Raw genomic sequence first — 24,045 nt, forward strand, 5'->3', positions numbered from 1 at the left:
GTCATGTGGACGCTGTCCGGCTTCGCCGACGAGATTTCACCGGACCTCGACCAGCAGTGCCGTCAGCTGCGGGAACTCGGTATCGGGCACATGGAGTTTCGCAGTGCCTGGGACACCAATGTGCTCGACCTGGACGACGCGCAACTCGACCGGGTGTGCAAGACGCTGGCCGGGAACAGTCTGCGCACCTCAGCGGTGGGCTCGCCGATCGGTAAGATCGGCGTGCACGACGACTTCGATGACCATCTGCGCCGGTTCGACCGCGCCCTGCACGTCGCCGAACGACTCCAGACTTCCTACATCCGGATTTTCTCCTTCTTCCTCCCTGAAGGCGACGAACCGTCGACGCACCGCGACGAGGTCTTGCGGCGCATGGCCGCCCTTGCCGAGCGGGCCCGTGGACACGATGTGGTGCTCCTGCACGAGAACGAGAAGCACATCTACGGCGACACTCCGGACCGGTGCCTCGACATTGTCGAGTCGGTCGGGTCCGAGCAGCTGCGGCTCACCTGGGACTCGGCGAATTTCGTCCAGTGCGGTGTCCAGCCCCACACGGAGGGCTACGCGATGCTCCGTCCGCACCTGGAATACATACAGATCAAGGACGCGGATCGAGGAACGAGCAAGCCCGTGCCGGCGGGGGAGGGACACGGCGAGGTCCGCGAGACCCTCAGGGCGCTGCGAACCGACGGCTTCGACGGGTTCTTCTCCCTCGAACCCCATCTGGTCGCGGCCGGCCCGATGGGCGGGTTCAGCGGATCCGAGCTGTTCGCCACCGCACACCGGGCCTTCACCGGACTGCTCAACGACGAGGGCATCGAGTACAAGTGACCAGCGAACACCGAGGACCCACCATGCGATTCGCAATCATCGGTGCCGGCGTGATCGGCCGCACTCATGCCGCAGCGATCAACGAACTCGGTCCAGAGGCCGAACTGACCCTCGTCGTCGACGAAATGCCCGCGCGGGCAATGGAGGTGGCCGAGGCCCATGGCGCCGAATACGGCACCTCGTCGGCTCAGGCCCTCGACCGGGATGACATCGACGCCGTAGCCATCTGCACTCCAAGCGGCCAGCACGCCGCCCTCGCTGTTGCCGCGCTGGAAGCGGGCAAGCACATCGTGGTGGAAAAGCCCCTCGATGTGACCCTTGAGGCCGCACTCCGTGTCGTGGACGCTGAGCGCCGCAGCGGCCGTACTGCGACAGTGATCAGTCAGCACCGCTTCGATGCCGCCAGCCAACTGGTGCAACGGGCCGTCCAGGAGAACCGGTTCGGACGTCTGACCTCCGCCGTTGCCAGCCTCGCCTGGTGGCGCACCCAGGGCTACTACGACTCCGGTGACTGGCGCGGCACGTGGGCCCTGGACGGCGGAGGCGCGCTGATGAATCAGGGCATCCACACCATCGACCTGCTGGTATGGATGCTCGGCGATCCGGTCGAGGTGTACGCCCAGACTGCCTGCCTGGCACACGAGCGCATCGAGGTGGAGGACACCGCCGCGGCTACGATCCGCTTCGCCAACGGTGCGCTCGCCGTCGTGCACGGCACGACAGCGGCCTACCCGGGCATGACCGCACGGCTGCAGATCCATGGGAATCGCGGCTCCGCAGTGATTGACGGTGACCGGCTGGAGTACTTCCATGCCGCATCCGGGGACGCGGACTCCGGGGCTTACGGCGCTGGTGCTTCCGCGAACCAGGCAGGGGACGTGCTGGGTGAGCAGGAGGGCGGTGCGACGGCGGGCGCGGACCCGGCGGCGCTGTCGGGTGCCCACAGCGACCAGTACCGCGACTTCGTCGCCGCTGTCAGCCAGGGCCGAGCCCCCCTCGTCACCGTCGCCGAGGCCGCAAAAACCCTTGCAGTGGTGGGAGCGATCTACGAGTCCGCACGCACCGGGCGCCCGACACCGGTGCAGTTCGACGCCTTGCGAGAGGGCATCGATCACACACCCGCCTGACCTCGTCGCAGAGGTCCGAGGACCGGATTCCGGCGGACTCACCACGGAGGATGAGACCGTTCGGCGCCCCGGGTACCCGCGTCCCGCGTGCCACGTCAGCGATCGGTGCCGTACGCGTGCCGGGCGTGCGGGTACCCGGCGTCCTGGGTCTGTGCCTGCGTCCCCGGCAGGTCGTCGGGCAGCGTCTGCCAGGTGGCCTGAGTCCCCTCGGGGGCGGGGGTGGACCCGGCGGGGGCGGGGGCGGACCCAGCGGGGGCGCGGCGGCCGAGGAGGGTGGCGGCCAGTCCGAGCACGCCCCACAGCGCGAGGACGGCGAGATGCTCCGCCGAGCCGTTGCCGTTGAAGTAGGCGGTACTGCGCAGCAGGCTCGCTCCGGCCCCCGGAGGCAGCCACTGGCCGATGGAGCCGACTGCCTTGGGGAGCAGTTGGGGTGCGGAGGTGACCCCCGAGAACGGATTTCCGACGAAGACCATGAGCGCGGCGCCGAGGCCGAAACCGGCGGGCCCGACGACGGAGACCAGTCCCGCCGTGGTGGCACTGATGGCCAGCAGCGTGAGGGACAGGGCTCCCCAGGTGGCAGCCGTCTCATGCGGCAGCGCGCCGAGGAACCCCTGAGCGACCAGATGGACGCCGAGGCCGGCGACGGCGCAGACGACCGGCAGAGCCACGACCCGGTGCCAGGCAGCCCGGAAACCCGGCAGCAGGGCGATCGCCGCGGCGATGATGACGCCGCAGATGGTCAGCGGGAGCAGCGCAGAACTGAAGACGAGTCCGCGCGGGTCGTCGGCGGAGGTGGCCACCACGTCGACCGTCTTGACGTGGACAACCTTCGGTGGGCTGATGTTCGCGGGCGGATGCCCTGTGCTGCGGCCGGCCCCAGCCGCCCCGCCCCGTGCCGCCCTGTGTGACCCGGTCCCAGCCGCCTTGGCGTGGGCGCTCGCGGCCGCCTGCTGGGAGGCGTGACTCCGCAGCTGCTGACCCGCGGTGCCGAGCAGCTGCGCGACGGCCGGGCCTGCCGCGCTCGCTTCCAGCACGGTGATGTCACCGGGGGTGACGACGAAGGCGCCATAGACGTCCCGCTGTCGGATGGCTGAGCGGGCCGCCCCCTCGTCGGAATACAGATGGAAGTCGAAACCACCGGGCTTGCTGTGCGCGAGACCCTCGACGGCCTGCTGGCCGGCAGCATTCGCACCGACGATTCCCACCGGCAGATCACGCGGCGCGATCCGTCCTGCGGGCCACGCGAAGGCGAGCACCGCCAGCATGATCACCATCGGCAGCGAAACCGAGATGACGCATAGGCGGATCCACGGGGCATGAGCCACCGGCGGCTTCTTCACGGTACAGCCTCCAAAAGACGAATGTTCGTTCTCTGAGTCCGACAGCCTGCTAGGAATCGCCGGATGCGTCAAGACGAACATTCGTTTTTGTTTCTTCGGTAGGATGCGGTCATGCCGAAGGTCACCCAGCAGTACCTGGACGCCCGCCGGGAACAGATCCTCAATGCCGCCCGGCGCTGCTTCCTGCGCGACGGGTTCCACGCGACGTCCATGCAGGACCTGTTCGCCGAGTCCGGGCTGTCCTCGGGCGCCGTTTACCGCTACTTCGCCGGCAAGGACGAGATGGTCCTCGCCATTGCCGAGGAGAACATGCGGGACGTCCTGGCGACCATGCACGCCGTCGCCATCCGTGAGCCCGGCCGGTCCGTGGGGGCGGCGATGGCCGACGCCCTGGAGATCATCCGCGCCAAGTCCGCGGGCGGGGGCTTCGGCGGCCTCGCCGTACTGGTGTGGGCCGAGGCGCTGCGCAACCCGTCGCTGGCCAGGCGGCTGGACGATCTGCTGGCGCAGATGCGCGCCGATCTGGCCGAGGTCGTGCGGGAGCATCAGAACGCGGGCGGCCTGCCTCAGGACGTCACGGCCGATGCGGTCGCGACGACGCTCATCTGCATCCTGCCCGGCTACATCCTCCAACTGGCCGTCATCGGTGCCTCGGCAGTGGAGGCAGTCCCGGACGCAGTGCGCGCGCTGTGGCCGTCATCGGCGGCGGGCTGACCCGCACCGCAGCCCGGGCGGGGGGCGGTCGCAATCTCTGGCCGGCGCGATCGGAGGCCGCCGCAGAACGCGCGGGCACGACAGAGTGCGGGCACGACAATGCGCGGGTGAGGCGCGGTGCTTGGTGCGCGCCAGGGCGGCGGGCAGGTGACGGCCGACTCGGCCGCCAGGGTTTCAGACCCACGCGCGGTCGTTGAAACGGGCTGGTCGGGGCAGACGTCGGTGATGAATGATCTTGACGCAGGCGAATGCAACGGTATCGGCGGCTACCGCATATGACCGTTCCCATCAGAGGGCCGAAAGCCCGAGAACGTCGGAGACCTGCATTCAGCCTTCGGCAGATGGTCCTCCTTTTCGGCCTGGCCGCCGTTCTTCTCGGCGCTGCCGGGCTCATCCTGAAACTCCTGGTGAAGGCGGCCGGCAGCCACCCTGTTGCGGCAGCAGTCACCGCCGCTGCCATCGGCGCTGCGGGACTACTGCTGAGAAGGACTCGCAGCCGCCGTGTCACAGGCCGGACTGCCGACGGACTCGCCGACCTCACGCAGGAGATCGCCGAAGGGAGCGAGGCGGAACCGGAGCGGATGGGTGAGACGACTCCGCCGGGGGAGGGACCCCCGGAGCGCTTCGAGGCCGGCGACTACGCGGCCATGGACCCGGACACCTTCGAGCAGGCCATAGCCGCTCTGTGCGAGCGTGACGGCTGCCGCGACGTCCAAGTCGTAGGCGGTGCAGGAGACCTCGGAGCCGACGTCGTGGCCATCGCTCCCGACGGACGACGGATCGTCATCCAGTGCAAGCGCTACGGCCCCCTGAACAAAGTAGGCTCCCAGGACCTGCAGCGCTTTGGCGGCACCTGTTTCGCGGTCCACGAAGCGCATGTAGCAGCCGTCATCACCACCGGCGAGTTCACAGAGCCCGCAGCCGAGTACGGCGAACAGTGCGGGATCCATTGCGTGGACCAGGCGGCCCTCGTTGCCTGGACGGATGGTGCTGGTCCCGCGCCCTGGGACATTGAGGTGCGCGAGTGAGCGCGCGGGGTGGCCACGGCCGTCCGGGAGTCCTTGGCGGATCGACGCGCGGCGTCGGCCGCGGTGCCTCGCAAGGCGGAGGAGCGCCCTCGCACGGGGCGTATCCCTCGATCCGACGTTGCTGAGTGCTGCCGTAACTGTCATCACGCGCCCGCCGGGTCACGGGACAGCTGTCAGGGCCCTGGACAGAGAATCCTGGGGACGAACGCCCACCGCACCGGCGCCCGCGGACCCACCGCTGACCGGACGCCACTGACCGCGGGCCCTGTCCGGAGGCCGTGTGCGCCGCCACCCCTGCCTCGGGGGATGGCGGCGAAGCTCCCGTCGGCGTCCCCATCAGCGCCTCGCACTCGGCCGCAGCTGTGAAACGCCGTATGAGCCCGAAGGGACGGGGGCACGGGGTCATTCGCCCGGAGCGAGGGTGTGCGCGAGAAGGCGGGCCGCGTCGGCGATCATCTCGTCGTCGACCGGCGCGTCCTTGGCCGGCTTCGACGACAGCACCGTCAGCACGATCGGTGTGCGCTCGGTCGTCCAGGTGACGCCGATGTCGTTGGCGGACGCGTAGTCGCCGGTACCCGTCTTGTCGGCGACGATCCAATCTTTCGGCAGCCCGGCGCGGAACCGCTTTGCGCTCGTGGTGTTGCCTTGCAGCCATGTGACGAGCTGCCGGCGATCAGCGGTGGAAAGTGCCGGGCCCAGCGTCAGCGTTTCGTAGCTGCGGCCCATGGCCGCCGGCGTGGTGGTGTCACGCAGGTCGCCGGGGATGGCGGTGTTCAGGTCGGTCTCCCATCGGTCGAGCCGGCTCACCGGATCGCCGAGCGAACGGAAGAATCGGGTCAGACCTTCGGGCCCGCCGATCTGACGCAGCAGTAGATTTCCTGCCGTGTTGTCGCTGTACCGGATCGCGGCCGCGCACAGTTCGCCCACCGTCATGCCGTCATCGACGTGCTGTTCGGTGATCGGGGAGTTCGCCACGAGGTCCCTCCGCCGGTAGCGGATCACCTTGTCCAGCGGCGCGGAGCAGTCGTGGTCACGCAGGAGCGCCCCGGCCGCGACCGACTTGAACGTCGAGCACATTGCGAACCGCTCGTGCGGGCGGTAGGTCACCACTCGCCCGGTGTGGATGTTGTGGGCGTACACGCCGAGGCGCGCTCCGTATTTCTGCTCAAGGGCGCGGAAACGGTGCTCGGTACCGCTGACTTGGGGGTGCGTGGACGCGGCAGATGCGGAGACCGCGGGCACGAGTACGGCGGCAGAAGCCACGGCACCGGCCTTCAGCAGGTTCCGCCGCGACAGAGAGGTGGCGCTGGTCATGTGGAAAAAGCTCCCAGGTCATGGTTGTCCGTCAGCTCTTCGACAAGAAGAGGGAAGCAGCAGACCTGCGCTCATGTCCAAGACACAAGTTTGAGTGATTCATGACTTATTGATATGACTTCAGCATGGACCTGCTCGCGCACCTCGAGGCCTACGTCGCCACTGCGGCCGAGGCGAGCTTCTCGCGCGCGGCAGAGCGGCTCGGGATCGCCCAGCCGCTCCTCAGCCGGCGAATCAAGACGCTCGAGGAGCACTTCGGTGGCCGGCTCTTCGACCGCTCGCGGCGGCAGGTCACGACCACACAGTTGGGTGTGGTGCTTCTGCCGTACGCCCACGACGTACTCGAACGTGCCCAGCAGTTGCGCCACGTGGCCCGGTCGGCCCGGGATGCTGCAGTACGCACCGTCGGGGTGCCGGCGGACTGCGACCCAAGGGCCCTGGCTCAGGTCATCCGGGCCGGTGTCGAGCACGCCACGACGATCGGACTGCATGAGGTGCCGCCCGCTGCCCGGGCGGCGGGACTGGCCGATGGATCGCTGGCATACGCGCTGGTACGGGTTCTGCCGGAGAGCGGCGCGATCCGAGTGCCGCTCGGCCTGGCATCCATGCCGTCGGACGCTCCGGACATGCCCGGCGGGAGGGACGTCGAGCGGACCGGGAACGGGAAGAGACATGGGCAGAGTCCGGTGCACCTGGACGAAATGCGGCCCCGACGCCGCGCGGACACGACTCCGGGTCGGCGACGTCAGGTGCCGATCCTCACCGCTGTCGAGGATCAAGTCCCATACGCGGAGGACCGGTTCGCCCGCGCGGCCGCGCGAGCAGGGCTACCGGAGGGCCTGGTCCGACCTGCCGGATCGGTCGCTACCGCGCTCGCCGAGACGCTCGCGGGGCGGGCCGTCCTGCTGTGCGCCGAGCCGTTCGCCCGGCGCCACGGGGCCGGCTGGTCGCCGCTGAACGATGTGTCGCTGCACCGTGGATACGACGTCACGGCGGCACAACCGCAGCGGGGCACTGCGAAGGTCCCGGACTGGCTGGTCACACGACTGGCGGTGGCCGTCGGGGCCGCGACGGCCACGTCACCGTACGCGGCCGCCCAGCGCGATGACGCGCCCTTCCGATTGGCGGCGCGCGGATGAGCACACCGAGCCACAGCCGGCCGGCTTACGCCGCCGGCGACACCGCGCTCCTCGACGTCGCGGAGACCATCGCCGCGGACTGGGCCGAGTTGGGAGTTCACGGATCGTTTCTCGCCCGCAGTATCGACACCGGACAACAGCTCGGATTCAACATCGACCAACCGGTGCCGCTGGCCTCGGTGATCAAGGTCCCGCTCGCGCTGGTCGTCCTGGAGAAGATCGCCATGGGAGACCTTGACGCCGCACGGCCGGTGACCGTCGACCCGGCCACGAGCAGCGTCGGCCCCACCGGGCTGGCGGCGTTCCGGTACCCGGCCACCGTGGCCGTCGGCGACCTGGTGCTGCTGATGCTGTCGGTCAGCGACAACGCGAGCACCGATGCACTCCTCGATCTCGTGCCGGTGGAAGAGGTCGACGCCCGCCTGCGCGCCTGGGGGTGTGCGGGGATTCGGATGCGACACCGGCTCAACAGCATGTACGAATGCGCCGCCGGCGTCTCCGGCGACGACTTCGGACTCGCCCTGGAACTCGCCATCCGGGACGAGTCGTCGGAGCGGCACACGATCGAGAAACTGGATCCTGCGCACGCCAACCTCGGTACTGCCGCCGCACTCGTCGACCTGCTCGAGCGGGTCTGGCGGGACGAGATCAGCCGCCCCGGCGCGACCGCCGAACTGCGCCGGCTCATGGGTCTGCAGGTCTTCACTCAGCGGCTGGCGAGTGAACTGCGCGTGGATGACCTGCGGGTGAGTGGCAAGACCGGAACCTTCCTCCACCTGCGGCATGAGATCGCCGTGGTGGAGGCCGGATCCGGCGAGCGGGTGGCGATGGCAGCGCTCACCCGCTCGGCCCGTCGGGCCCGTCTGGCGCCGGACATCGACCTCGTGATCGGCATCGGCGCACGGCGCGCCTTCGAGGCACTGCGCCGCTGAGGGCTGTCCCGTCATCAGCCCTGGTGGCTGGCGGGCGACGCCAGCCAGGGCACCTGTCGCCTTACCGGATCGCCGAATGCGCCCCCCTGTGCGGACGTTCCTCGGCCGTGCGATGTACCGCATCCGACGCCGCGCGCTGATCCACCACGGATCATGGGACCGCCCTTGGGGCAGCTCCCAGGTGATTCACGCCCACATGGCGCTCGGGTCGACCGTTGCCTGATGCGGTGGCGCCAGACATCACGTCACTAGCCGCGGGGACCGCTGATCCGTTCGGGTTGGATCACGTAGATCACCCGGACTTGGTCGCGACCGCCGAACCACGGGTAGGGCCCGCCGAGATACTTCTGCGCGAGCGCCTCGATGTGGTCGACCGCCCCCTCGGTGGTCACACGCAACACACGGCCGCGGATCTGGGTGTACGAGGCCGGTTCCGAGGGGTCGGCGACTGCGACGGCCACCCGCGGGTCGCGCGCGATGTTGCGGGTTTTTTGATGTGACTCAACGCTGTTGATCAGGACGTGCTCCCCGTCGGTGTCGACCCATGTCTGGGTGAGCTGGGGCGAGCCGTCGGGCATTGTGGTGGCGATGTAGCAGGTGCTGGGGCGGCGCAGCAGCGCCACCACGTCCTCGCCGAGGGGTACGGGCACGGGGGTTCTCCAGGGGCTGGTTCGGTGGGGTGCCGGTGCAACGCTAGTCCCAGCAGGGAGCCCTGCCCCCGCCGCCCTGAACTTTCGATCACCAGCTGTACGGATCCAACGGATCCAGCGGGGCCCGCTCGTTTTCTGACCCCAGCGCTGCTGTCGACCACGTTCTGGAGGGTCCGGCGGAGGCGCTGTTGAGGCCAGACCCCTGCACCGTCGCCGGGACCCAGTGGCCCGAAGACGTCCTGACCAACGGCATATGGCCCGCCCCAGCGACGGCCTTCGGTCGCCACCTTCAGCCATGGTGGGAAGGCAAGTGGCGCGTCGGGAACCGTGAGGCTCGGGTGGGTACAGATGAGGCGCGATGGCACCGCTTGGCGCCATCTGGCACCACGCGGTGTCATTCTGCGTTTAGCGGTGCCATTTCTGCGTTTACAAGAGTGCTTGAGCGTGCATGGTGCCACGATGGCTCTGATTGTTTTTTCGTGTTTCCGCAGTTCAGGGCGGTTGTCATCGAGTTCACTCCACGTGAGACGCCACCTGGGCTTGCCTGTGGCGCCAATGTGGTGTCATTATGGCGTCATGGACCTCACCCCGTATGTCGACACCCTCCGCCGCGAACTCGCGGTGGCCGCCGAAGCCGGCGGTGACGAAGCCCGCGAGCTGGCCGAGAGGCTCACCGCCCCTCTGGAGTCGGCGACCCGGCTGACCATGCTCAACGTGCTCTCGGCCGCGATGGACGAGATCACCCGAGAACTCGCCCCCGGCTCGGTCGACGTGCGGCTCCGCGGGCTCGACCCCGACTTCGTGGTGACACCCCCGCCCACCGGCGGCGCCCCTGCGGAAGCGGCTGTTCTGCCCGTCGAACCTCTCATGGCCCCGGCCCCGGCAGACGGCGACGAGGGCGGCACCGCCCGCGTCAACCTGCGCCTGCCGTCCCATCTCAAGGCTCGCGCCGAGGAGGCCGCGGGCCGCGAGGGCCTGTCGGTCAACGCGTGGCTGGTGCGCGCCGTGTCGGCCGCGGTCGACGGCGGCACCCGGCCGCGTACGACGGAGAAGACCCAGACGATCGGCCAGAGCTTCACGGGCTGGGTGCGCTAGCCGCGCCGCCGCCCGCATCACTTCACCCACACCACGTCCCACCAGCGGGGACGCCCTGAACACCCAAGAGGACGGGACAGCCATGCCTTCTTTCGACACTCCCGAACCGATCTCGGCCACGGCGCACGTCTACGCAGGTTCCATCCGGTTCACCGCGGGCGACCGCCTCGACACCGTAGTCGAGGTGCAGCCCCGCGACCCGAAGCGGGACCAGGACGTACGGGCGGCCGAGCAGACCGAGGTCACGTACGTGAGCGGTGTCCTGACCGTCAGGACACCCAAACAGCGCTATCTGGTCGGGCGTACCGGCACCGTCGATGTGACGGTGGAGCTGCCCACGGGCTCGCGTGTCGACATGACCGGTGCCTGGGCCCAGGTGCTCGGCGAGGGCCGGCTCGGCGAGGTCCGGGTGAAGACCTCGTCCGGTGACGTCCGCCTCGACGCGACCGGGCCGCTCCAGCTGACTGCCTCCCACGGCTCGATCACCGTCGACCGGATCGGGGGCATGGCCGAGATCACCACCAGCTCCGGCAGCCTGCGCGTCGGCACCATCGACGGTCCCGCCGTCCTGAAGAACTCGCACGGCACCACGACCGTCGGCACCGCCACCGGCGACCTGCGGGTGAGCGGCGCCAACGGCGACATCGACATCGCTCGCGCTGAGGGCTCGGTCGTCGCCACCACCGCCCACGGCACCCTGCGGGTCGCCGAAGTCGGCTCCGGTACCGTCCAGTTGGAGACCTCTTACGGCGCTATCGAGGTCGGCATCCGCGAGGGCACTGCCGCCTGGCTCGACGTCAGCTCCGGCCACGGGCAGGTGCGCAACACACTCGCCGCCTCCGAGACCCCGGGGAAGGCCGAGGGCAGCGTCGAGGTCCGCGCCCGGACCCGCTACGGCAACATCGACGTGCGTCGCGCCCGGGCCTGAACGCCGGCCCCGCCAACTCGTTCTCTCCCCGGTCACTTCAGCCTTCGAAAGGGAGGGCTCCATGCCTACTTCTGTCATGCCCACATCTAGACGGGGTGACGGCCCGCAGTCGCCCCCCGCCGTCCTGGCCGTCGGTCTGCGCAAGTCGTTCGGCGACAAGACCGTGCTCAACGGCATCGATCTGCGTATCCCGGCCGGGTCGGTGTTCGCGCTGCTCGGCCCGAACGGCGCGGGCAAGACCACCGCCGTCAACATCCTCTCCACCCTCATCACCGCTGACGCAGGCGATCTGCACGTCGGCGGTCACGACCTGGCCACCGACCCGCAGTCGGTGCGTGCCGCGATCGGTGTCACCGGGCAGTTCTCCGCCGTCGACGGCCTGATCACGGGCGAGGAGAACATGCTCCTCATGGCGGACCTGCACCACCTCTCCCGCCATGAGGGCCGCCGCGCCGCCGCCGAGCTGCTTGAGCGCTTCGACCTGACCGACGCCGCGAAGAAGCCCGCCTCCACCTACTCCGGCGGTATGAGGCGCCGCCTCGACCTCGCCATGACGCTTGTCGGCGGCCCGCGCATCATCTTCCTCGACGAGCCGACCACCGGCCTCGACCCTCGCTCCCGGCACAACATGTGGCAGATCGTCCGCGAACTCGTCTCCGACGGCGTCACCGTCTTCCTCACCACCCAGTACCTGGAGGAGGCCGACCAACTCGCCGACCGGATCGCCGTGCTCAACGACGGCAAGATCGTCGCCCAGGGCTCCGCGGAAGAGCTGAAGCGCATGATCCCCGGAGGCCACGTCCGGCTCCGCTTCTCCGACCCGTCCGCTTACCGGTCAGCCGCCCTCGCGCTGCGCGAGGTCGTCCGGGACGACGACTCCCTCACGCTGCAGATCTCCAGCGACGGCACCCAGCGCGAGCTCCGTTCCGTCCTCGACTGGCTGGATTCGGAAGGTGTCGAGGCGGACGAGCTGACCGTGCACACCCCCGACCTCGACGACGTGTTCTTCGCCCTGACCAGCGGCACCGACCGACCCCCCAAGGAGGCTGTCCGATGAGCTCCCTCTCCCTCGCCGTGCGCGACTCGTCCACGATGCTGCGCCGTAACCTCCTGCACGCCCGGCGCTACCCGTCCCTCACCCTGAATCTCCTGCTGACGCCGATCGTCCTGCTGTTGCTCTTCGTCTATGTCTTCGGCGACGTGATGAGCGCGGGCATCGGTGGCGGCGGCGCAGACCGCTCCGATTACATCGCCTATCTCGTGCCGGGCATCGTGCTGATGACCATCGGCGGCACTGTGGTCGGGACAGCGGTGTCCGTCTCCAACGACATGACCGAGGGCATCATCGCCCGCTTCCGCACGATGGCGATCCACCGCGGGTCCGTGCTCATCGGGCACGTCGTCGGCAGTGTGCTGCAGTCGGTCATAAGCGTGGTCCTCGTGGGTGCCGTCGCGGTGGCCATCGGCTTCCGGTCCACGGATGCCACGGCCCTGGAGTGGCTGGCGGCGTTCGGGCTGCTCGTGCTGGTCGCCACGGCGCTCACCTGGATCGCTGTCGGGATGGGCATGGTCAGCCCGAATGCCGAGGCGGCCAGCAACAACGCGCTGCCGCTGATCGTCCTGCCGCTCATCTCGAGCGCCTTCGTCCCGGTCGACGCAATGCCGGGCTGGTTCCAGCCGATCGCCGAGTACCAGCCGTTCACGCCGGCCATCGAGACGCTGCGCGGGCTGCTGCTCGGCAGCGCGATCGGCCACAACGGGTGGCTCGCGGTCGCCTGGTGCCTGGCCCTCAGCGTGCTCGGCTACTTCTGGTCGAAGGCGGTTTTCAACCGCGATCCGAAGTAGCCGGGACGACCGCGGGCCGCGCCCCCCAGCTCGACCCGCCCGAGAGCGGCGTACTCCGACCCAGTGTCGGAGTACGCCGCTCCGTCCGTGCTCTCGGCCCCCTCGCCGGGCCCGGGCCCGGCGAGGGGGCCGCAGACATTGCCGGCCGGAACTCGCGCTGCACCAGGATCCGTTCGGTTCGGCGCGATCAGCCGAAGGGCGGAGGTGCCCCGTGACGCGATTCGGCCGGGCCGAGGGTGTACAGCACTGCCCCCGGCCGCCGGGAACTCGACGGCGATGGATTCCGGGCGGCGAGGAGGGTGAGCAGCCGCTCCCACGGCCGATCGGTCAGCCGCGCACCCGGTCCGGGCGGCCGGCGTACGCGTGTGCCGCCGCCGCCGCCGCCACCACCGTCGCGCCGCCACCGCCGCCGTCGGCAGGATCTCCGGTGCGCCATGCAGAGGGCCTGCAGATGACGGGAGTGCGCGATGGGACGGGGGGGGCGAAGGTACCGGTACGGCGCTTGAAGGGGTGCACCGGCCGGTGGTGGTGCGTGTGACAAGGGGGACCCGAGTCAGTCGCCGAAGGCGAAGGTCCGACACTCATAATTCGATTCTTGAATTCATTGTGCAGATCGTTGACGCACATCGTTCATGACTTTTATGGTCGCTGCGACCTTCCCAGAAGCCGGCGACCCCCACGGAGAACGATGAAGCGCCACCCACGCACGGCACGGCTGTCCTCCTTGCTCCTTATGGGCGTCCTCACTGCAGCTCTCCCCTCGGCCGCACCTGCCGCAGCGCACACATCGCCGGCCGGAGCCGCAAGCACCCCGGGCCCGTCCGGCGGCAACGGCTGGCAGCTGACGTCCACGCACATCGATCCGAAGGACAACGCGCACGCATACGTCGGCAACGGCTATCTCGGGCAGCGCATCCCGCCCAACGGCTCCGGATACGCCACCACAGGCGAGACCCGCACCGGCTGGCCGCTGTACACCCACGGCTACGACGGGGCCTTCGTCTCCGGGCTGTACGCGCACAACAAGAAAACCACCGAGAATCGCGAGGTCGCGGCCGCCATCCCGACCTGGACGCCGCTCACGGTCAGCACCGGCGGCAGCCACGCGGAGACATTCACATCCGCGACATCCGCCGGCCGGATCTCGCACTATCGGCAGACGCTCGACATGCGGCACGGCCTGGTGCACACATCCCTGACCTGGACGGCCACCGACGGCCGCGCCACCGACCTCGTCTACGACGTGGTCGCCGACCGCGCGGAAGCGCACGTCGGGGCCGTCAGGCTCCGGATGTCGCCGCACTGGAACGGGAACGCCAAGGTCACCGACCTCATCGACGGGCGCGGCGCCCGCCGTGTCGCGCAGACCGGCGGAGGGGCACGGCCAGGCGGCCGGACAATGGACGTGGCGTTCCGTGCGGACGGCACCAGGACCGCCGGCGCCGTAGCCTCATCCCTGCGGACCGGCAGGGGGGTTCGTACAGGAAGTGAACAACGTTCGGCTTCTGCCAAGAAGCTGAGTGCCCACCAGGCCGTCGGGTTTCCGGTGCGCAGCGGCCGCTCCTACGAATTCACCAAGTACGTCGGCGTCGACACCGCGCTGACCTCAAAGGATCCCGAACGGACCGCCGTTGCCGCCTCACAGCGCGCCGCACACCGCGGCTGGCCGGCCCTCACCACCGCTCACTCCGCCGCCTGGGACAGGCTCTGGCGCAGCGACATCGAGGTGTCCGGTGGCGGCGACCTGCAGTCCTGGGTTCGCTCCGCCGAGTACGGGCTGTTGTCCAGCACCCGGCGCGGCTCCTCCGACAGTATCTCGCCCACCGGACTGACCAGCGACAACTACGCCGGCCTGAAGTTCTGGGACGCTGAGACCTGGATGTACCCGAGCCTGCTGGCCTCGCATCCCGGCCTCGCCAAGTCCGTCGTGGACTACCGCTACCGCACCCGTGCGGGCGCCCGCACCAACGCAAAGAAGCTCGGATACCCCGGCCTCTTCTACCCGTGGACCAGCGCGAGCAAGGGCGACCTGTGGACCGAGTGTCACAGCTGGGACCCGCCACACTGCAAGACCCAGAACCACCTCCAGAGCGACATCGCCCTCGCCACCTGGCAGTACTACCTGGCGACCAAGGACACCAACTGGCTGCGCACCCGCGGCTGGCCCGTCATCAAGGGCATCGCGCAGTTCTGGGCCGGCCGCGTCACGCACAACGATGACGACAGCTACTCCATCAAGAACGTCGCCGGTCCCGACGAGTACAGCAACGGCGTCAACGACGGTGTCTTCACCAACGCCGGCGCGGCCACCACGCTGCGTACCGCCACCCACGTAGCCCAGTTGCTCGGCAAGCACGCCCCGGCGAGCTGGGCGGCGATCGCTGGCAAACTGCGCATCCCGTACGACGCGAAGAAGCAGGTCTTCCAGCAGTACGACGGCTACAAGGGCTCCTCCATCAAGCAGGCCGACACGGTTCTGCTGATGTACCCGCTGGAGTGGCCCATGCCGAAGGGCGCCGCGACCAACACCCTCAACTACTACGCCGCTCGCACCGACCCCGACGGCCCGGCCATGACCGACTCGGTGCACTCCATCGACGCGGCCTCCATCGGCGAGCCCGGCTGTGCCACGTACACGTATATGAAGCGCGCCATCAAGCCGTTCGTTCGCGGCCCGTTCGACGTGTTCTCGGAGGCGCGCGGCGACAAGGCGGGCGCCTCGGACCCGCTGTCCGGCTCCCCGGCCCAGGACTTCGTGACCGGCCAGGGCGGCTTCCTGCAGACGCTCACCAACGGCTTGACCGGGCAGCGGCTACGCGAGGACCGGGTGCACCTGGACCCGGTGCTGCCGCCGCAGCTGAGCCACGGCGTGACGCTCAAGGGCCAGCGCTGGCAAGGCCGGACCTACGACATCGCGATCGGCGCGCACCAGACCACAGTGCGGCTCACGCACGGCGCGCCCTTCGAGGTGGAGGGGCCGCAGGGCAGGCAGATCGTCAGCGCCTCGGCACCCGCCGTCCTCAAAACCCGGCGGCCCGACCAGGATCCGACCGACAACATCGCCCGGTGCCGTACGGCACAGGCGAGTTCGGAGCAGCCGGGTCAGTATGCGGATGCCGCGCTGGACGGCAGCACGGCAACCGCCTGGGCGCCCGACGGCACGGACGGCACCCTGACCGCCGACCTCGGCCGCATCGCGCGGATCTCCGGCATCACCCCGCACTGGACGGGCCGGCACCCCGCCTCGTACCGGGTCACCGCGTCGGTGGACGGCAAGCACTGGCAGGCCGTGAAGGGGCAGGCCACGACGGCACGGTATGTGCGGGTGTCCGTGCACGCGGCCGACGCGAAGAAGCCGGCTGGGCTGGCGGAGTTGGTGGTGCGGCACTGACAGCGGCCGCGGATCCACGGCTGTCGTCGATCGCCGGAGGGCTGATCTCAGCTCGTCCGGCGATCGACGGCACGCCACCGTGCCGGCATCGCTGGAGGTGCCCGTCGTAGCCGCGGCCGACAGCACCGGTGCGTTGTCCGGCCCCAGGCTGTGCCACGGCCAGGACCAACGGCGGTGCTGGCTTCATTCGGCGCCGGTGCGGTGGCTCCTCGCCCAGCCGTCCTTTGGTTTCCTCGCCGTGAACGCTGGGAAAGTCGGCGGCACGTTAACATGCCAGTGTGATCAAGCCCATTGAGCTCGTGATATTCGACTGTGACGGCGTCCTGGTGGACAGCGAGCACATCGCGGTACGCGTGGATGCGATGAGCCTGGCGTCGCTCGGTTGGCCGCTCAGCGAACCCGAGATCATCGAGCGCTTCGTAGGCCGTTCACACGCCGACATGATCACCGAGATCGAGAGGCACCTCGGGTACCGCCTACCCGACGGGTGGGAAGCGGAGCAGCGACGACTCTACCGTGAGGCCATGGAGGCCGAGCTCACGCCTGTCGACGGCATAGTCGAGGCCCTGGAGCACATCCAGCTGCCCACCTGCGTGGCCTCCAGCACCAGCCACAACGGCCTTCGTCACACCCTGGGCCTGACCGGCCTGTATACGCGCTTCGAAGGTCGCATCTACAGCGCGACGGAAGTGGCCAACGGCAAGCCCGCACCGGACCTCTTCCTCCACGCGGCGCGGCACATGGGGTTCGCCCCCGACGTCTGCGCTGTGGTCGAGGACAGCCGTTTCGGCGTGCAGGCCGCCCGCGCTGCCGGCATGCGTGTCTTCGGCTACTGCGGGGGGCTCACTCCCGCAGAATGGCTGCACGGGCCTGGCACGGTGGTCTTCGAGGACATGCGTGACCTGCCGGCTCTCGTCGCCAAGGACTGACGCCGCTAAAGACCCTCTTGGCATCCTCCCCGCCGACCAAGGGCAGCTCCCTGACCCCCTGCCTGGAACGGCGCTCTCGTCACCGTCCGTCACGTCCCTTCCGGGGGACGCGCTCTACGTGGCTCCAGCAGACTGCACCTGACCGCAGCCTCCACCGGTGTTCGGCTCCGGTCTGCCGTCGGCTCCACCATGCCGACAGGACGGTCCCGGCAACTCGTGGCTCCGGTGCTGCACACGGCGAGGCCAGCCGAAGGAGCGAACGGGCACCGGAGAGGTCCGTGCTGAGGTCTCGGGACTGCCTGCGAGTGTCGCAGCCCGCCTTGAGAGGGGGTACGGGCATCCGTGCCCGGGGGTGACGTTCCAGCGGCCTGTGAGCCCCTTCCGGTAGATATCCAAACATGGTCTGAGCTGCATAGATGTCGGACAACGGAGAACACCGCCCCCCGCTTACCGACAGGTGCACGTCTCAGTCGCGCAGGCTTCCGCGCCAATCGCACCCTCCCGGCGCGTGACGCCCGCACGGAACTGCTTCGGACGGGCAAACCGTCCCTCGACCACGTGGCGGTGGCGGTGGAGGACTCGGTCGAAAGCGGGTGGCCGGCCGCCGAGCATCTCACGCCTCGGTGGTTGACTGCTCCGCGTGAACGTTTCGTTATCGCCTTCCGTCTGTTCGCCTGCATCCCCGAGAGCGGCGACTGAACCGTCTGCGGTGGTTCTGCTCGCAGAAGTATGTCCGTTGCCGGGGGCAAATGATGACGGGTAGCCTCGCTCGACATGACTCCCCAGCTGCGCAGCGACCGGATGTTGCTCGAGGCTTACGTACCCGCTGATGAGGACGATTTCGTTGCGCTCTTCATGGACGCTCGGGTTTCCAGATGGATGGGTAACGGACCCTGGCCTGAGGCGGACTATCGCGCCACGTTCGCTCGGATCTTCACTCATGCCTATGAGAGTGCGCGTTTCGACGTCTGGGCCGTGCGTCAGGACGGCCGGTTGGTCGGCCATGCAGAGATCAAGCCGGCAAAGGTCGTCGATGGCCATGAGCTGGTCTACGGCCTCACACCCGAGGTGTGGGGACGAGGGCTCGGTACTGAGCTCGCGGAGACAGTCGTCGCCTACGGCTTCGCAGCGCTGAATTTGGAGCAGGTGTACGCGACCGTGGCGGAGCCGAATGTCGCTTCGCTGGTGGCCCTTCGAAAGCTCGGGTTTCGTCACGTCCGGGACATTGCCGAGGACGATGGGACCCTCACTCATCTGCTTTCCTGTGATCGCGCCGAGCAGCAAGTGAGTTGAAGCGAACCGGAGATGTACTGGTGGGCGTACTCAATTCGCCTCGGAGCCGCTGGGGCTCGTCGTCCTTGGCGGCCAGGACGGACGGAGGGGGTCAGCGACACGTCGTGCGAACGCACACGGCATCTCACCCCGGCAGCACGAATCTCGGGAACACGACCGACGTGTGTAGCGACCCGTGCGTCACCCCTCGGGCAGCTTGCTGGGTCGATTGCACACAGAGCTGTCCAGCCGCAACATTGAGGTAGCCGACTCGCAACGGATGGGAGCCACGCACACGCCGATCAGGGACGAAAGCCCGGTGCGCTCGTGCGCGCATCCTCTCCTGCCAGGAGGCGACCGTTGTGTCTTCTGACGGACGATGTGGTGACACGCGAAGTTGACCGTACGGGTTCAACGTTCCGCTCTCTTCCGAGGTTGCGAGTACGCGCTGGAACGCGCCCGCAGCCGTCCCGGTCTCGTTCTGGGAGGCCAGAAGGTGAGTGAGGTGCACAGACGAAACGCTCTGCGCCGAGGCGCCGCCCTCATCGCAGGAGCCGCGCTGCTGCTTATCGGCATAGCACTGTTGGTCCTGCCCGGCCCCGGCCTGCTGCTCATACTCGCCGGCCTGCTGGTCCTCGCTGATCAGTTCCCTGCCGTAGCCCGGTACGTCGATCCGGTACGGGTGCGTGCCATGCGCGCGGCCGGAGAAAGCGTCTCCTCCCCGGTCCGGATCGCCGGATCCTCCCTCGCTGCAGCAGCTCTCATGGCGGCCGGTCTGTTCTGGGGCCTGATGCCGGACCTGCCCTTCGGAGGCTGGCCCACCGGTGCCGGGCTGATCCTGTCGAGCCTGCTCCTCATCGCCCTGCTGGTGTACAGCTACCGCACGACACGTGTCCGCCGCCGTACTGGTTGACAGGCCAGGGGCAGTCAGTTCGGCACGGCGAGCTCGAGCGGCACCTGCCTGGCCTGCCGGACGCAGCAGTCGTCGGGCCGTTTTCGCGCGTACACGGCTCGAGCTACAGGATTCTTCACCAGACGGCACCGGTTTCTTGTCACGCGTACGTGAGGGCTGTCCCGTAATCCCTGGCGGGCGCACGACGACAGTTACGGCACCTCGCTGCGTTGTCGGAGCGCCCGAATACGTCCAGTATGCGGACACCCCTCCGCCTCGTGATGCACCGCATCTGACGCCGCGCGCTGATCCACCACGGATTACGGGAGAGCCCTTGGGCCGGATGCTGCGCTTCGGGGCTATTCGCTGCCTCCCGGTTCAATGCAACTGCTCCTGCCACGACGTGGGGACAGCCCCTGCGGGCCCGGGGACGGGCTGGTCGGCGGGGTGCGAGGTGGGTGGGGCAAGCTGCGGCCCTTGCGGGTGGAGTTGCTCAGTCGCGTAGTTGTAGTACCAGTCTTCGTCTGGTTCGAAGCTGGTGACAAAGGGATGACCGGTCGCTTTGGAGTGCTTGGTCGCGTGCTGGGAGGGCGAGGAGTCGCAGCACCCGATGTGTCCGCACGCGGCACAACGCCGCAGGTGGAACCACCAGCCTGGTCCGTCATCGGACATGCAGCCGGCGCAGCCCTCTCCGCTGGGGGAAACCTGTGGGTCGATGCCTGGGATGTTTTCGTCCGACACTCCAGCCCTCCTCGTAGAGCCGGCTCAGGGACGGCATGGTGCCGACCGCCAGCCGGGGTGGCCCCTCTTCCAGGCTGCGCCCGCCCGGGGAAGATTGCTAGCTGAACCGGCTGGACGACTGGGCATGCTCGTCGAGGTCATCCCAGATGTGTTCCGGACTCGTGAGCGGGAGATACGGCCGGGTGCCGGGGCCGCAGGCCTGTGATCTCGTAGTGAGAAGGTTTTTCGGCAGTCTGTCGAACGGTGAGGCCTCCGTTCGACGCTTGGGTGGAGGAGCGACCCGCGAAGCAGGATCGGGACGGGCCATCGCTCTGTGATCAACAAGCGCCCTATTCGCCGACCAAGGTTTTCGGTTGCCGGCTGCAAAGCCGGCAACCGGCTGCCGCAAGGAGTGATCATGCAGATCCGCGCCCGTATGAGCATGAGTGCCGATGGGTACGTGACCACACCGAACGGGTGGCCCGCCTTGACGGCCGACCCCGCGTTCGTGTCCGGGCAGAGCCATGGCATCCGGGAATTCCTCGAAGGCTGCGAGGCGGCGCTGATGGGCCGCACCACCTTCGAGCCCGCGCTGACCAACAACCGCTGGCCATGGCCGGACCTCGACGTGTTCGTACTCGGCTCAAAGCGTCCGGACGGCACCCCCGATCACGTCACCGTCGACAATGACGCGGTGCGGCTGCTGGAGAAGTTGCGCTCGGTCAATCGGGGTGGTGACGTCCACCTCATCGGGGGCCCGCAGACGATCGGGACGTTCCACGCCCTTGGCGCACTCGACACTCTCGAACTGGTCCTGCTGCCGCAGCTGTTCGGTGGGGGGATGCACCTGACTCCCGCGCTCAGCCCCGACGCCGGGCTGACCTTCGAGCGCGAGCGTGTCCTCCCCGGCGGTTCAGTGGAGATCGTCTACTCCTGCCGGGGCAGTCGCTCCGAACTTCCGAGCAAGCCTGTTGGCCAACGCTGATCCCGGCCAGGCACGGGTCGCACGGAGGGAGTCGCCGACCCTGCTGCCGCTGCAGAGCGAGGGAAGCGACCACCAGCACCGCGGCGGCCACGACTCGCCGACGACAAGGAGCGGCATCGAGCACCGATCCCGCTCACTGCCCACACCGAGAAGGACGGTGCTTCTGCGCAGGGCCTGCTTTTTGCCTTCGCCAGGCTCTGGGCCGCGATCGCGCCGTTGGCGCGCAGCGTGGAAGTAGGCCAGAGCGCCGGTGTCATCTTGCTCTCCCTGCCACCCGCGGCGTGTCGGGTGCGTTTGTGGCGGCGGTCGGTGGCAAACTGACGGGGCATCTAGAGTTGCCTTAGGCAACTTCTGTTCGGTCGCTCTGTCTTCTCAGAGTGTGCCCAAGCCGTCCTTCGGAGATGCCCGGGCCGCCTGTCACGGTGCTTGCGCATGCCGTAGCAGGCGGCGGTACGGAATAGTCCCCCGAGAGCTGGACCGCACGGCCGGGTGACGAAGGCAGCGCACGCGGACGTACAGCCGCCGGTCCTGTATCGGACAAGTTCACCGCGAATCCTGGAGTGGGGGAGCGAGCCTTCCGGAACGGAAGCACTCCGATGCCGCGCGGTGCGACACGCCGGTGAGGTGAGGTCGGCCATAGGTCGACGGCGCGGTGCTCGCCGGCAGGGCGGATAGGATCCCGCTTCCTCATCGGCCCATCACCATCGCCCTGGGAACCACTGCGGAGCTCCGCCGCGATGGTCAACGGTATGGCGCATCTCGCCGAACCGTAGCCACCCGTATGTCCAGGGGAAATGCTGCTCCAGCCGCCCTGCGCCTTGGGTGTCGAAACGTCAGATCCCCGACGGATTCCCTGTGTGTACGTCTGAAAGCCTCGTCTTGGGGTTTGCTGAGGTCATCGCGATACCGGCGGAGAGAGGCAACGCGCCCCCTGACGAATGCGTACCTGCTTCATCCGCACCCATTGAGCTCATGCCGTCACTCGGACGCTGCTCCCAGTTGGTGGGGCGTCAGATGCAGGTCGATGGTGATGACGTCGCCACTGCGAGTCGTCGAGCCGACGAAGTGTCAGCCTTCGTGGTTGCGCCGAAAGGAACCGTCTCCATGCGCACTGCCCGCACGATGCTCGCCTCGGCCGCTGTCACTGCGGCTCTGGCCATCTCCGCTCCAGCCGCATATTCTCTCTCGTTCTCCGCCGCGCCCGCTTCGGACGGCGGTTCATCCACCAGCAGCGAACACGCCGACCACCACCCCGACAACGGCGCCCAGGATCAGTCGGGTCGTGAGCATCATGGCGGGGATCCTGATGGGCGTGAGCACCACCGTCCTGAGGGTGGGATGCACACCGGTGGTGGTGCCCTGGCCATGACGTTGGGTGACAGTGCCGGTTCTGGTACGGGTGCTGAGGATCAGTCGGGTCGTGAGCATCATGGCGGGGATCCTGATGGGCGTGAGCACCACCGTCCTGAGGGTGGGATGCACACCGGTGGTGGTGCCCTGGCCATGACGTTGGGTGACAGTGCCGGTTCTGGTACGGGTGCTGAGGATCAGTCGGGTCGTGAGCATCATGGCGGGGATCCTGATGGGCGTGAGCACCACCGTCCTGAGGGTGGGATGCACACCGGTGGTGGTGCCCTGGCCATGACGTTGGGTGACAGTGCCGGTTCTGGTACGGGTGCTGAGGATCAGTCGGGTCGTGAGCATCATGGCGGGGATCCTGATGGGCGTGAGCACCACCGTCCTGAGGGCGGGATGCACACCGGTGGTGGTGCCCTGGCTCCGACGATGACGGGAGACGAAGGCGGCTCGTCCTCCGGCGTCGACCGCGGTGACTCCTGGAAGGGCGACCAGGCCAAGACGTGGGAGGGCAGGAAGCCGCACGGTGGCATGCACACCGGCGGCGGCGGCATGGCGATGACCAACGGCAGCCTGGCCGCTGGTTCGGTGCTGCTGATGGGCGGTGTCGGGGCCGGCGCGTTCATGCTGCGCCGTCGCCGTAACGCCTCAAGCCTCTCCGCGGCCTGACCGGTTCGCTCACCCGTAGATTCCATGCCCTGCCGCGGCCACCGCCCCACGGGCGGTGGCCGCGGCAGTGGCCGATCACTCGCGCAACCGCCTCCCCGTTCTCGAAAGGCAGCACTTGATGGCCGCCGAGAAGCTCCCCGCGCCGAAACCGTCTCCCGTCGCCTCGAAGCGCCCCATGCCGCCTCTGTGTCGCGCACTGATGTGGCCTGCTGCCGCGGTGGTCGCAGGGTCGCTCTTCTTCTGGAATGTCTTCGGGGCCCCGGCCGACGACGCCAAGCCGCAGTCGAACCCCTCGGCTGCCGTATCCGCCGCCCCCCGGGAGACCGCCCCCGCTGTTGTCTCTCCGCTGCCCCGCTCGGTGCCGACCCGGCTCAGGATCCCGGGCATCGCTGTCAACGCCCCCTTCACCCCGCTGGACATCGGCGCCTCGGGGCACCTCAACCCGCCGCCGGCCGACAACGCCAACATGGTCGGCTGGTACCGGCACGGTGCCACACCAGGTGAGCGAGGTACGGCGATCGTCGCGGGCCACGTCGACACGAAGACCGGGCCGGCCGTGTTTCTCTATCTGCGCACGATGAAGCGGGGGAGCGCCGTGGACATCACACGGCAGGACGGCTCAGTCGCCACCTTCAAGGTCGACTCCGTCGAAACTTTCAGCAAGACCGACTTCCCGAACGACCGTGTCTACGCTGACACCCCCGGCCCAGAACTACGGCTGATCACCTGTGGCGGCACCTACGACAGAGCGGCCCAGGACTACGAGGACAACGTCGTCGTGTTCGCCCACCTCCACTCGGTCAAGCACAGCTGATCCGCGACCAGCGGGTGGTGGGCGTGGAGCAGGGGAAGCCTCTGGACATGCCGGGGAGCCGAAGGCGTGCGAGG

General features: G+C 68.6%; 22 protein-coding genes and 1 pseudogene. 17 read left to right on the plus strand and 6 right to left on the minus strand.

From position 1 onward, the window contains the following. Positions 1-3 precede the first annotated feature (3 nt). Entirely contained in the window at positions 4-831 is an 828-nt protein-coding gene (locus tag OHS16_RS30645; protein ID WP_328540501.1) for a sugar phosphate isomerase/epimerase family protein, read from the plus strand. Between the two features lie 23 nt (positions 832-854). Next, a complete protein-coding gene (locus OHS16_RS30650; protein WP_328540502.1) occupies positions 855-1,958 on the plus strand; it encodes a Gfo/Idh/MocA family protein in 1,104 nt (367 codons plus the stop codon). Positions 1,959-2,053: 95 nt separating this feature from the next. Here the strand turns inward: OHS16_RS30650 and OHS16_RS30655 are convergent, their stop codons facing one another. After that, entirely contained in the window at positions 2,054-3,298 is a 1,245-nt protein-coding gene (locus tag OHS16_RS30655; protein WP_328540503.1) for an ABC transporter permease, read from the minus strand. A 111-nt stretch (positions 3,299-3,409) separates the two neighbouring features. On the opposite strand from OHS16_RS30655, the gene OHS16_RS30660 reads away from it, so the two are divergent. Next, a complete protein-coding gene (locus OHS16_RS30660; RefSeq protein WP_328540504.1) occupies positions 3,410-4,012 on the plus strand; it encodes a TetR/AcrR family transcriptional regulator in 603 nt (200 codons plus the stop codon). Between the two features lie 341 nt (positions 4,013-4,353). Next, a complete protein-coding gene (locus OHS16_RS30665) occupies positions 4,354-5,040 on the plus strand; it encodes a restriction endonuclease (RefSeq protein ID WP_328540505.1) in 687 nt (228 codons plus the stop codon). Positions 5,041-5,442: 402 nt separating this feature from the next. On the opposite strand, the gene bla is transcribed toward OHS16_RS30665, so the two are convergent. Continuing rightward, complete coding sequence (bla, locus tag OHS16_RS30670) at positions 5,443-6,354, minus strand: class A beta-lactamase (protein ID WP_328540506.1); 912 nt, start codon at positions 6,352-6,354, stop codon at positions 5,443-5,445. A 125-nt stretch (positions 6,355-6,479) separates the two neighbouring features. On the opposite strand from bla, the gene OHS16_RS30675 reads away from it, so the two are divergent. Both OHS16_RS30675 and OHS16_RS30680 read left to right on the plus strand, forming a co-directional pair. After that, complete coding sequence (locus tag OHS16_RS30675) at positions 6,480-7,493, plus strand: LysR family transcriptional regulator (protein WP_328540507.1); 1,014 nt, start codon at positions 6,480-6,482, stop codon at positions 7,491-7,493. After that, a complete protein-coding gene (locus OHS16_RS30680) occupies positions 7,490-8,425 on the plus strand; it encodes a serine hydrolase (RefSeq protein WP_328540508.1) in 936 nt (311 codons plus the stop codon). Before OHS16_RS30675 ends, OHS16_RS30680 begins: the two co-directional genes overlap by 4 nt. A gap of 248 nt (positions 8,426-8,673) precedes the next feature. Here the strand turns inward: OHS16_RS30680 and OHS16_RS30685 are convergent, their stop codons facing one another. Next, the gene (locus OHS16_RS30685; protein ID WP_328540509.1) at positions 8,674-9,075 is read right to left on the minus strand and encodes a PPOX class F420-dependent oxidoreductase; all 402 of its coding nucleotides are present in this window, start codon (positions 9,073-9,075) and stop codon (positions 8,674-8,676) included. Between the two features lie 576 nt (positions 9,076-9,651). Between OHS16_RS30685 and OHS16_RS30690 the strand changes: the two genes are divergently transcribed. From OHS16_RS30690 to OHS16_RS30715, 6 genes are all read left to right on the plus strand, one after another. Beyond that, positions 9,652-10,170: a hypothetical protein gene (locus tag OHS16_RS30690; protein ID WP_328540510.1), complete on the plus strand. Its 519-nt coding sequence runs from the start codon at positions 9,652-9,654 to the stop codon at positions 10,168-10,170. Positions 10,171-10,252: 82 nt separating this feature from the next. Then, positions 10,253-11,098, plus strand: coding sequence for a DUF4097 family beta strand repeat-containing protein (locus OHS16_RS30695; RefSeq protein ID WP_328540511.1), 846 nt, complete (start codon positions 10,253-10,255; stop codon positions 11,096-11,098). Between the two features lie 61 nt (positions 11,099-11,159). Next, complete coding sequence (locus tag OHS16_RS30700; protein WP_328540512.1) at positions 11,160-12,155, plus strand: ATP-binding cassette domain-containing protein; 996 nt, start codon at positions 11,160-11,162, stop codon at positions 12,153-12,155. Beyond that, positions 12,152-12,943, plus strand: a complete 792-nt coding sequence (locus tag OHS16_RS30705) for an ABC transporter permease (protein ID WP_328540513.1) — start codon at positions 12,152-12,154, stop codon at positions 12,941-12,943. The genes OHS16_RS30700 and OHS16_RS30705 overlap by 4 nt, the downstream gene beginning before the upstream one ends. Before the next feature lie 733 nt (positions 12,944-13,676). Then, positions 13,677-16,334: a discoidin domain-containing protein gene (locus tag OHS16_RS30710; RefSeq protein WP_328540514.1), complete on the plus strand. Its 2,658-nt coding sequence runs from the start codon at positions 13,677-13,679 to the stop codon at positions 16,332-16,334. 278 nt (positions 16,335-16,612) lie between these two features. Then, the gene (locus OHS16_RS30715; RefSeq protein WP_328540515.1) at positions 16,613-17,263 is read left to right on the plus strand and encodes an HAD family hydrolase; all 651 of its coding nucleotides are present in this window, start codon (positions 16,613-16,615) and stop codon (positions 17,261-17,263) included. Between the two features lie 504 nt (positions 17,264-17,767). Here the strand turns inward: OHS16_RS30715 and OHS16_RS30720 are convergent. Next, a pseudogene (locus OHS16_RS30720) lies at positions 17,768-17,884 on the minus strand (IS5/IS1182 family transposase); the annotation flags it as partial. Positions 17,885-18,037: 153 nt separating this feature from the next. On the opposite strand from OHS16_RS30720, the gene OHS16_RS30725 reads away from it, so the two are divergent. Together OHS16_RS30725 and OHS16_RS30730 are read left to right on the plus strand one after the other, a co-directional pair. After that, positions 18,038-18,556: a GNAT family N-acetyltransferase gene (locus OHS16_RS30725; protein ID WP_328540516.1), complete on the plus strand. Its 519-nt coding sequence runs from the start codon at positions 18,038-18,040 to the stop codon at positions 18,554-18,556. 484 nt (positions 18,557-19,040) lie between these two features. After that, complete coding sequence (locus tag OHS16_RS30730; RefSeq protein WP_328540517.1) at positions 19,041-19,448, plus strand: PGPGW domain-containing protein; 408 nt, start codon at positions 19,041-19,043, stop codon at positions 19,446-19,448. A gap of 357 nt (positions 19,449-19,805) precedes the next feature. Here OHS16_RS30730 and OHS16_RS30735 read toward each other — a convergent pair whose 3' ends face one another. Next, a complete protein-coding gene (locus tag OHS16_RS30735) occupies positions 19,806-20,168 on the minus strand; it encodes a UBP-type zinc finger domain-containing protein (RefSeq protein ID WP_328540518.1) in 363 nt (120 codons plus the stop codon). A 397-nt stretch (positions 20,169-20,565) separates the two neighbouring features. Here OHS16_RS30735 and OHS16_RS30740 point away from each other — a divergent pair, with 397 nt between their 5' ends. Then, the gene (locus OHS16_RS30740; RefSeq protein WP_328540519.1) at positions 20,566-21,132 is read left to right on the plus strand and encodes a dihydrofolate reductase family protein; all 567 of its coding nucleotides are present in this window, start codon (positions 20,566-20,568) and stop codon (positions 21,130-21,132) included. A gap of 1,218 nt (positions 21,133-22,350) precedes the next feature. Here the strand turns inward: OHS16_RS30740 and OHS16_RS30745 are convergent. After that, entirely contained in the window at positions 22,351-22,839 is a 489-nt protein-coding gene (locus OHS16_RS30745) for a hypothetical protein (RefSeq protein WP_328540520.1), read from the minus strand. A gap of 78 nt (positions 22,840-22,917) precedes the next feature. Here OHS16_RS30745 and OHS16_RS30750 point away from each other — a divergent pair, with 78 nt between their 5' ends. Next, positions 22,918-23,157, plus strand: a complete 240-nt coding sequence (locus OHS16_RS30750) for a hypothetical protein (RefSeq protein ID WP_328540521.1) — start codon at positions 22,918-22,920, stop codon at positions 23,155-23,157. A 175-nt stretch (positions 23,158-23,332) separates the two neighbouring features. After that, complete coding sequence (locus OHS16_RS30755) at positions 23,333-23,971, plus strand: class F sortase (protein ID WP_328540522.1); 639 nt, start codon at positions 23,333-23,335, stop codon at positions 23,969-23,971. Positions 23,972-24,045: the final 74 nt, after the last annotated feature.

Origin of the sequence: Streptomyces sp. NBC_00344 (assembly GCF_036088315.1) — a bacterium.
Lineage (GTDB): Bacteria > Actinomycetota > Actinomycetes > Streptomycetales > Streptomycetaceae > Streptomyces.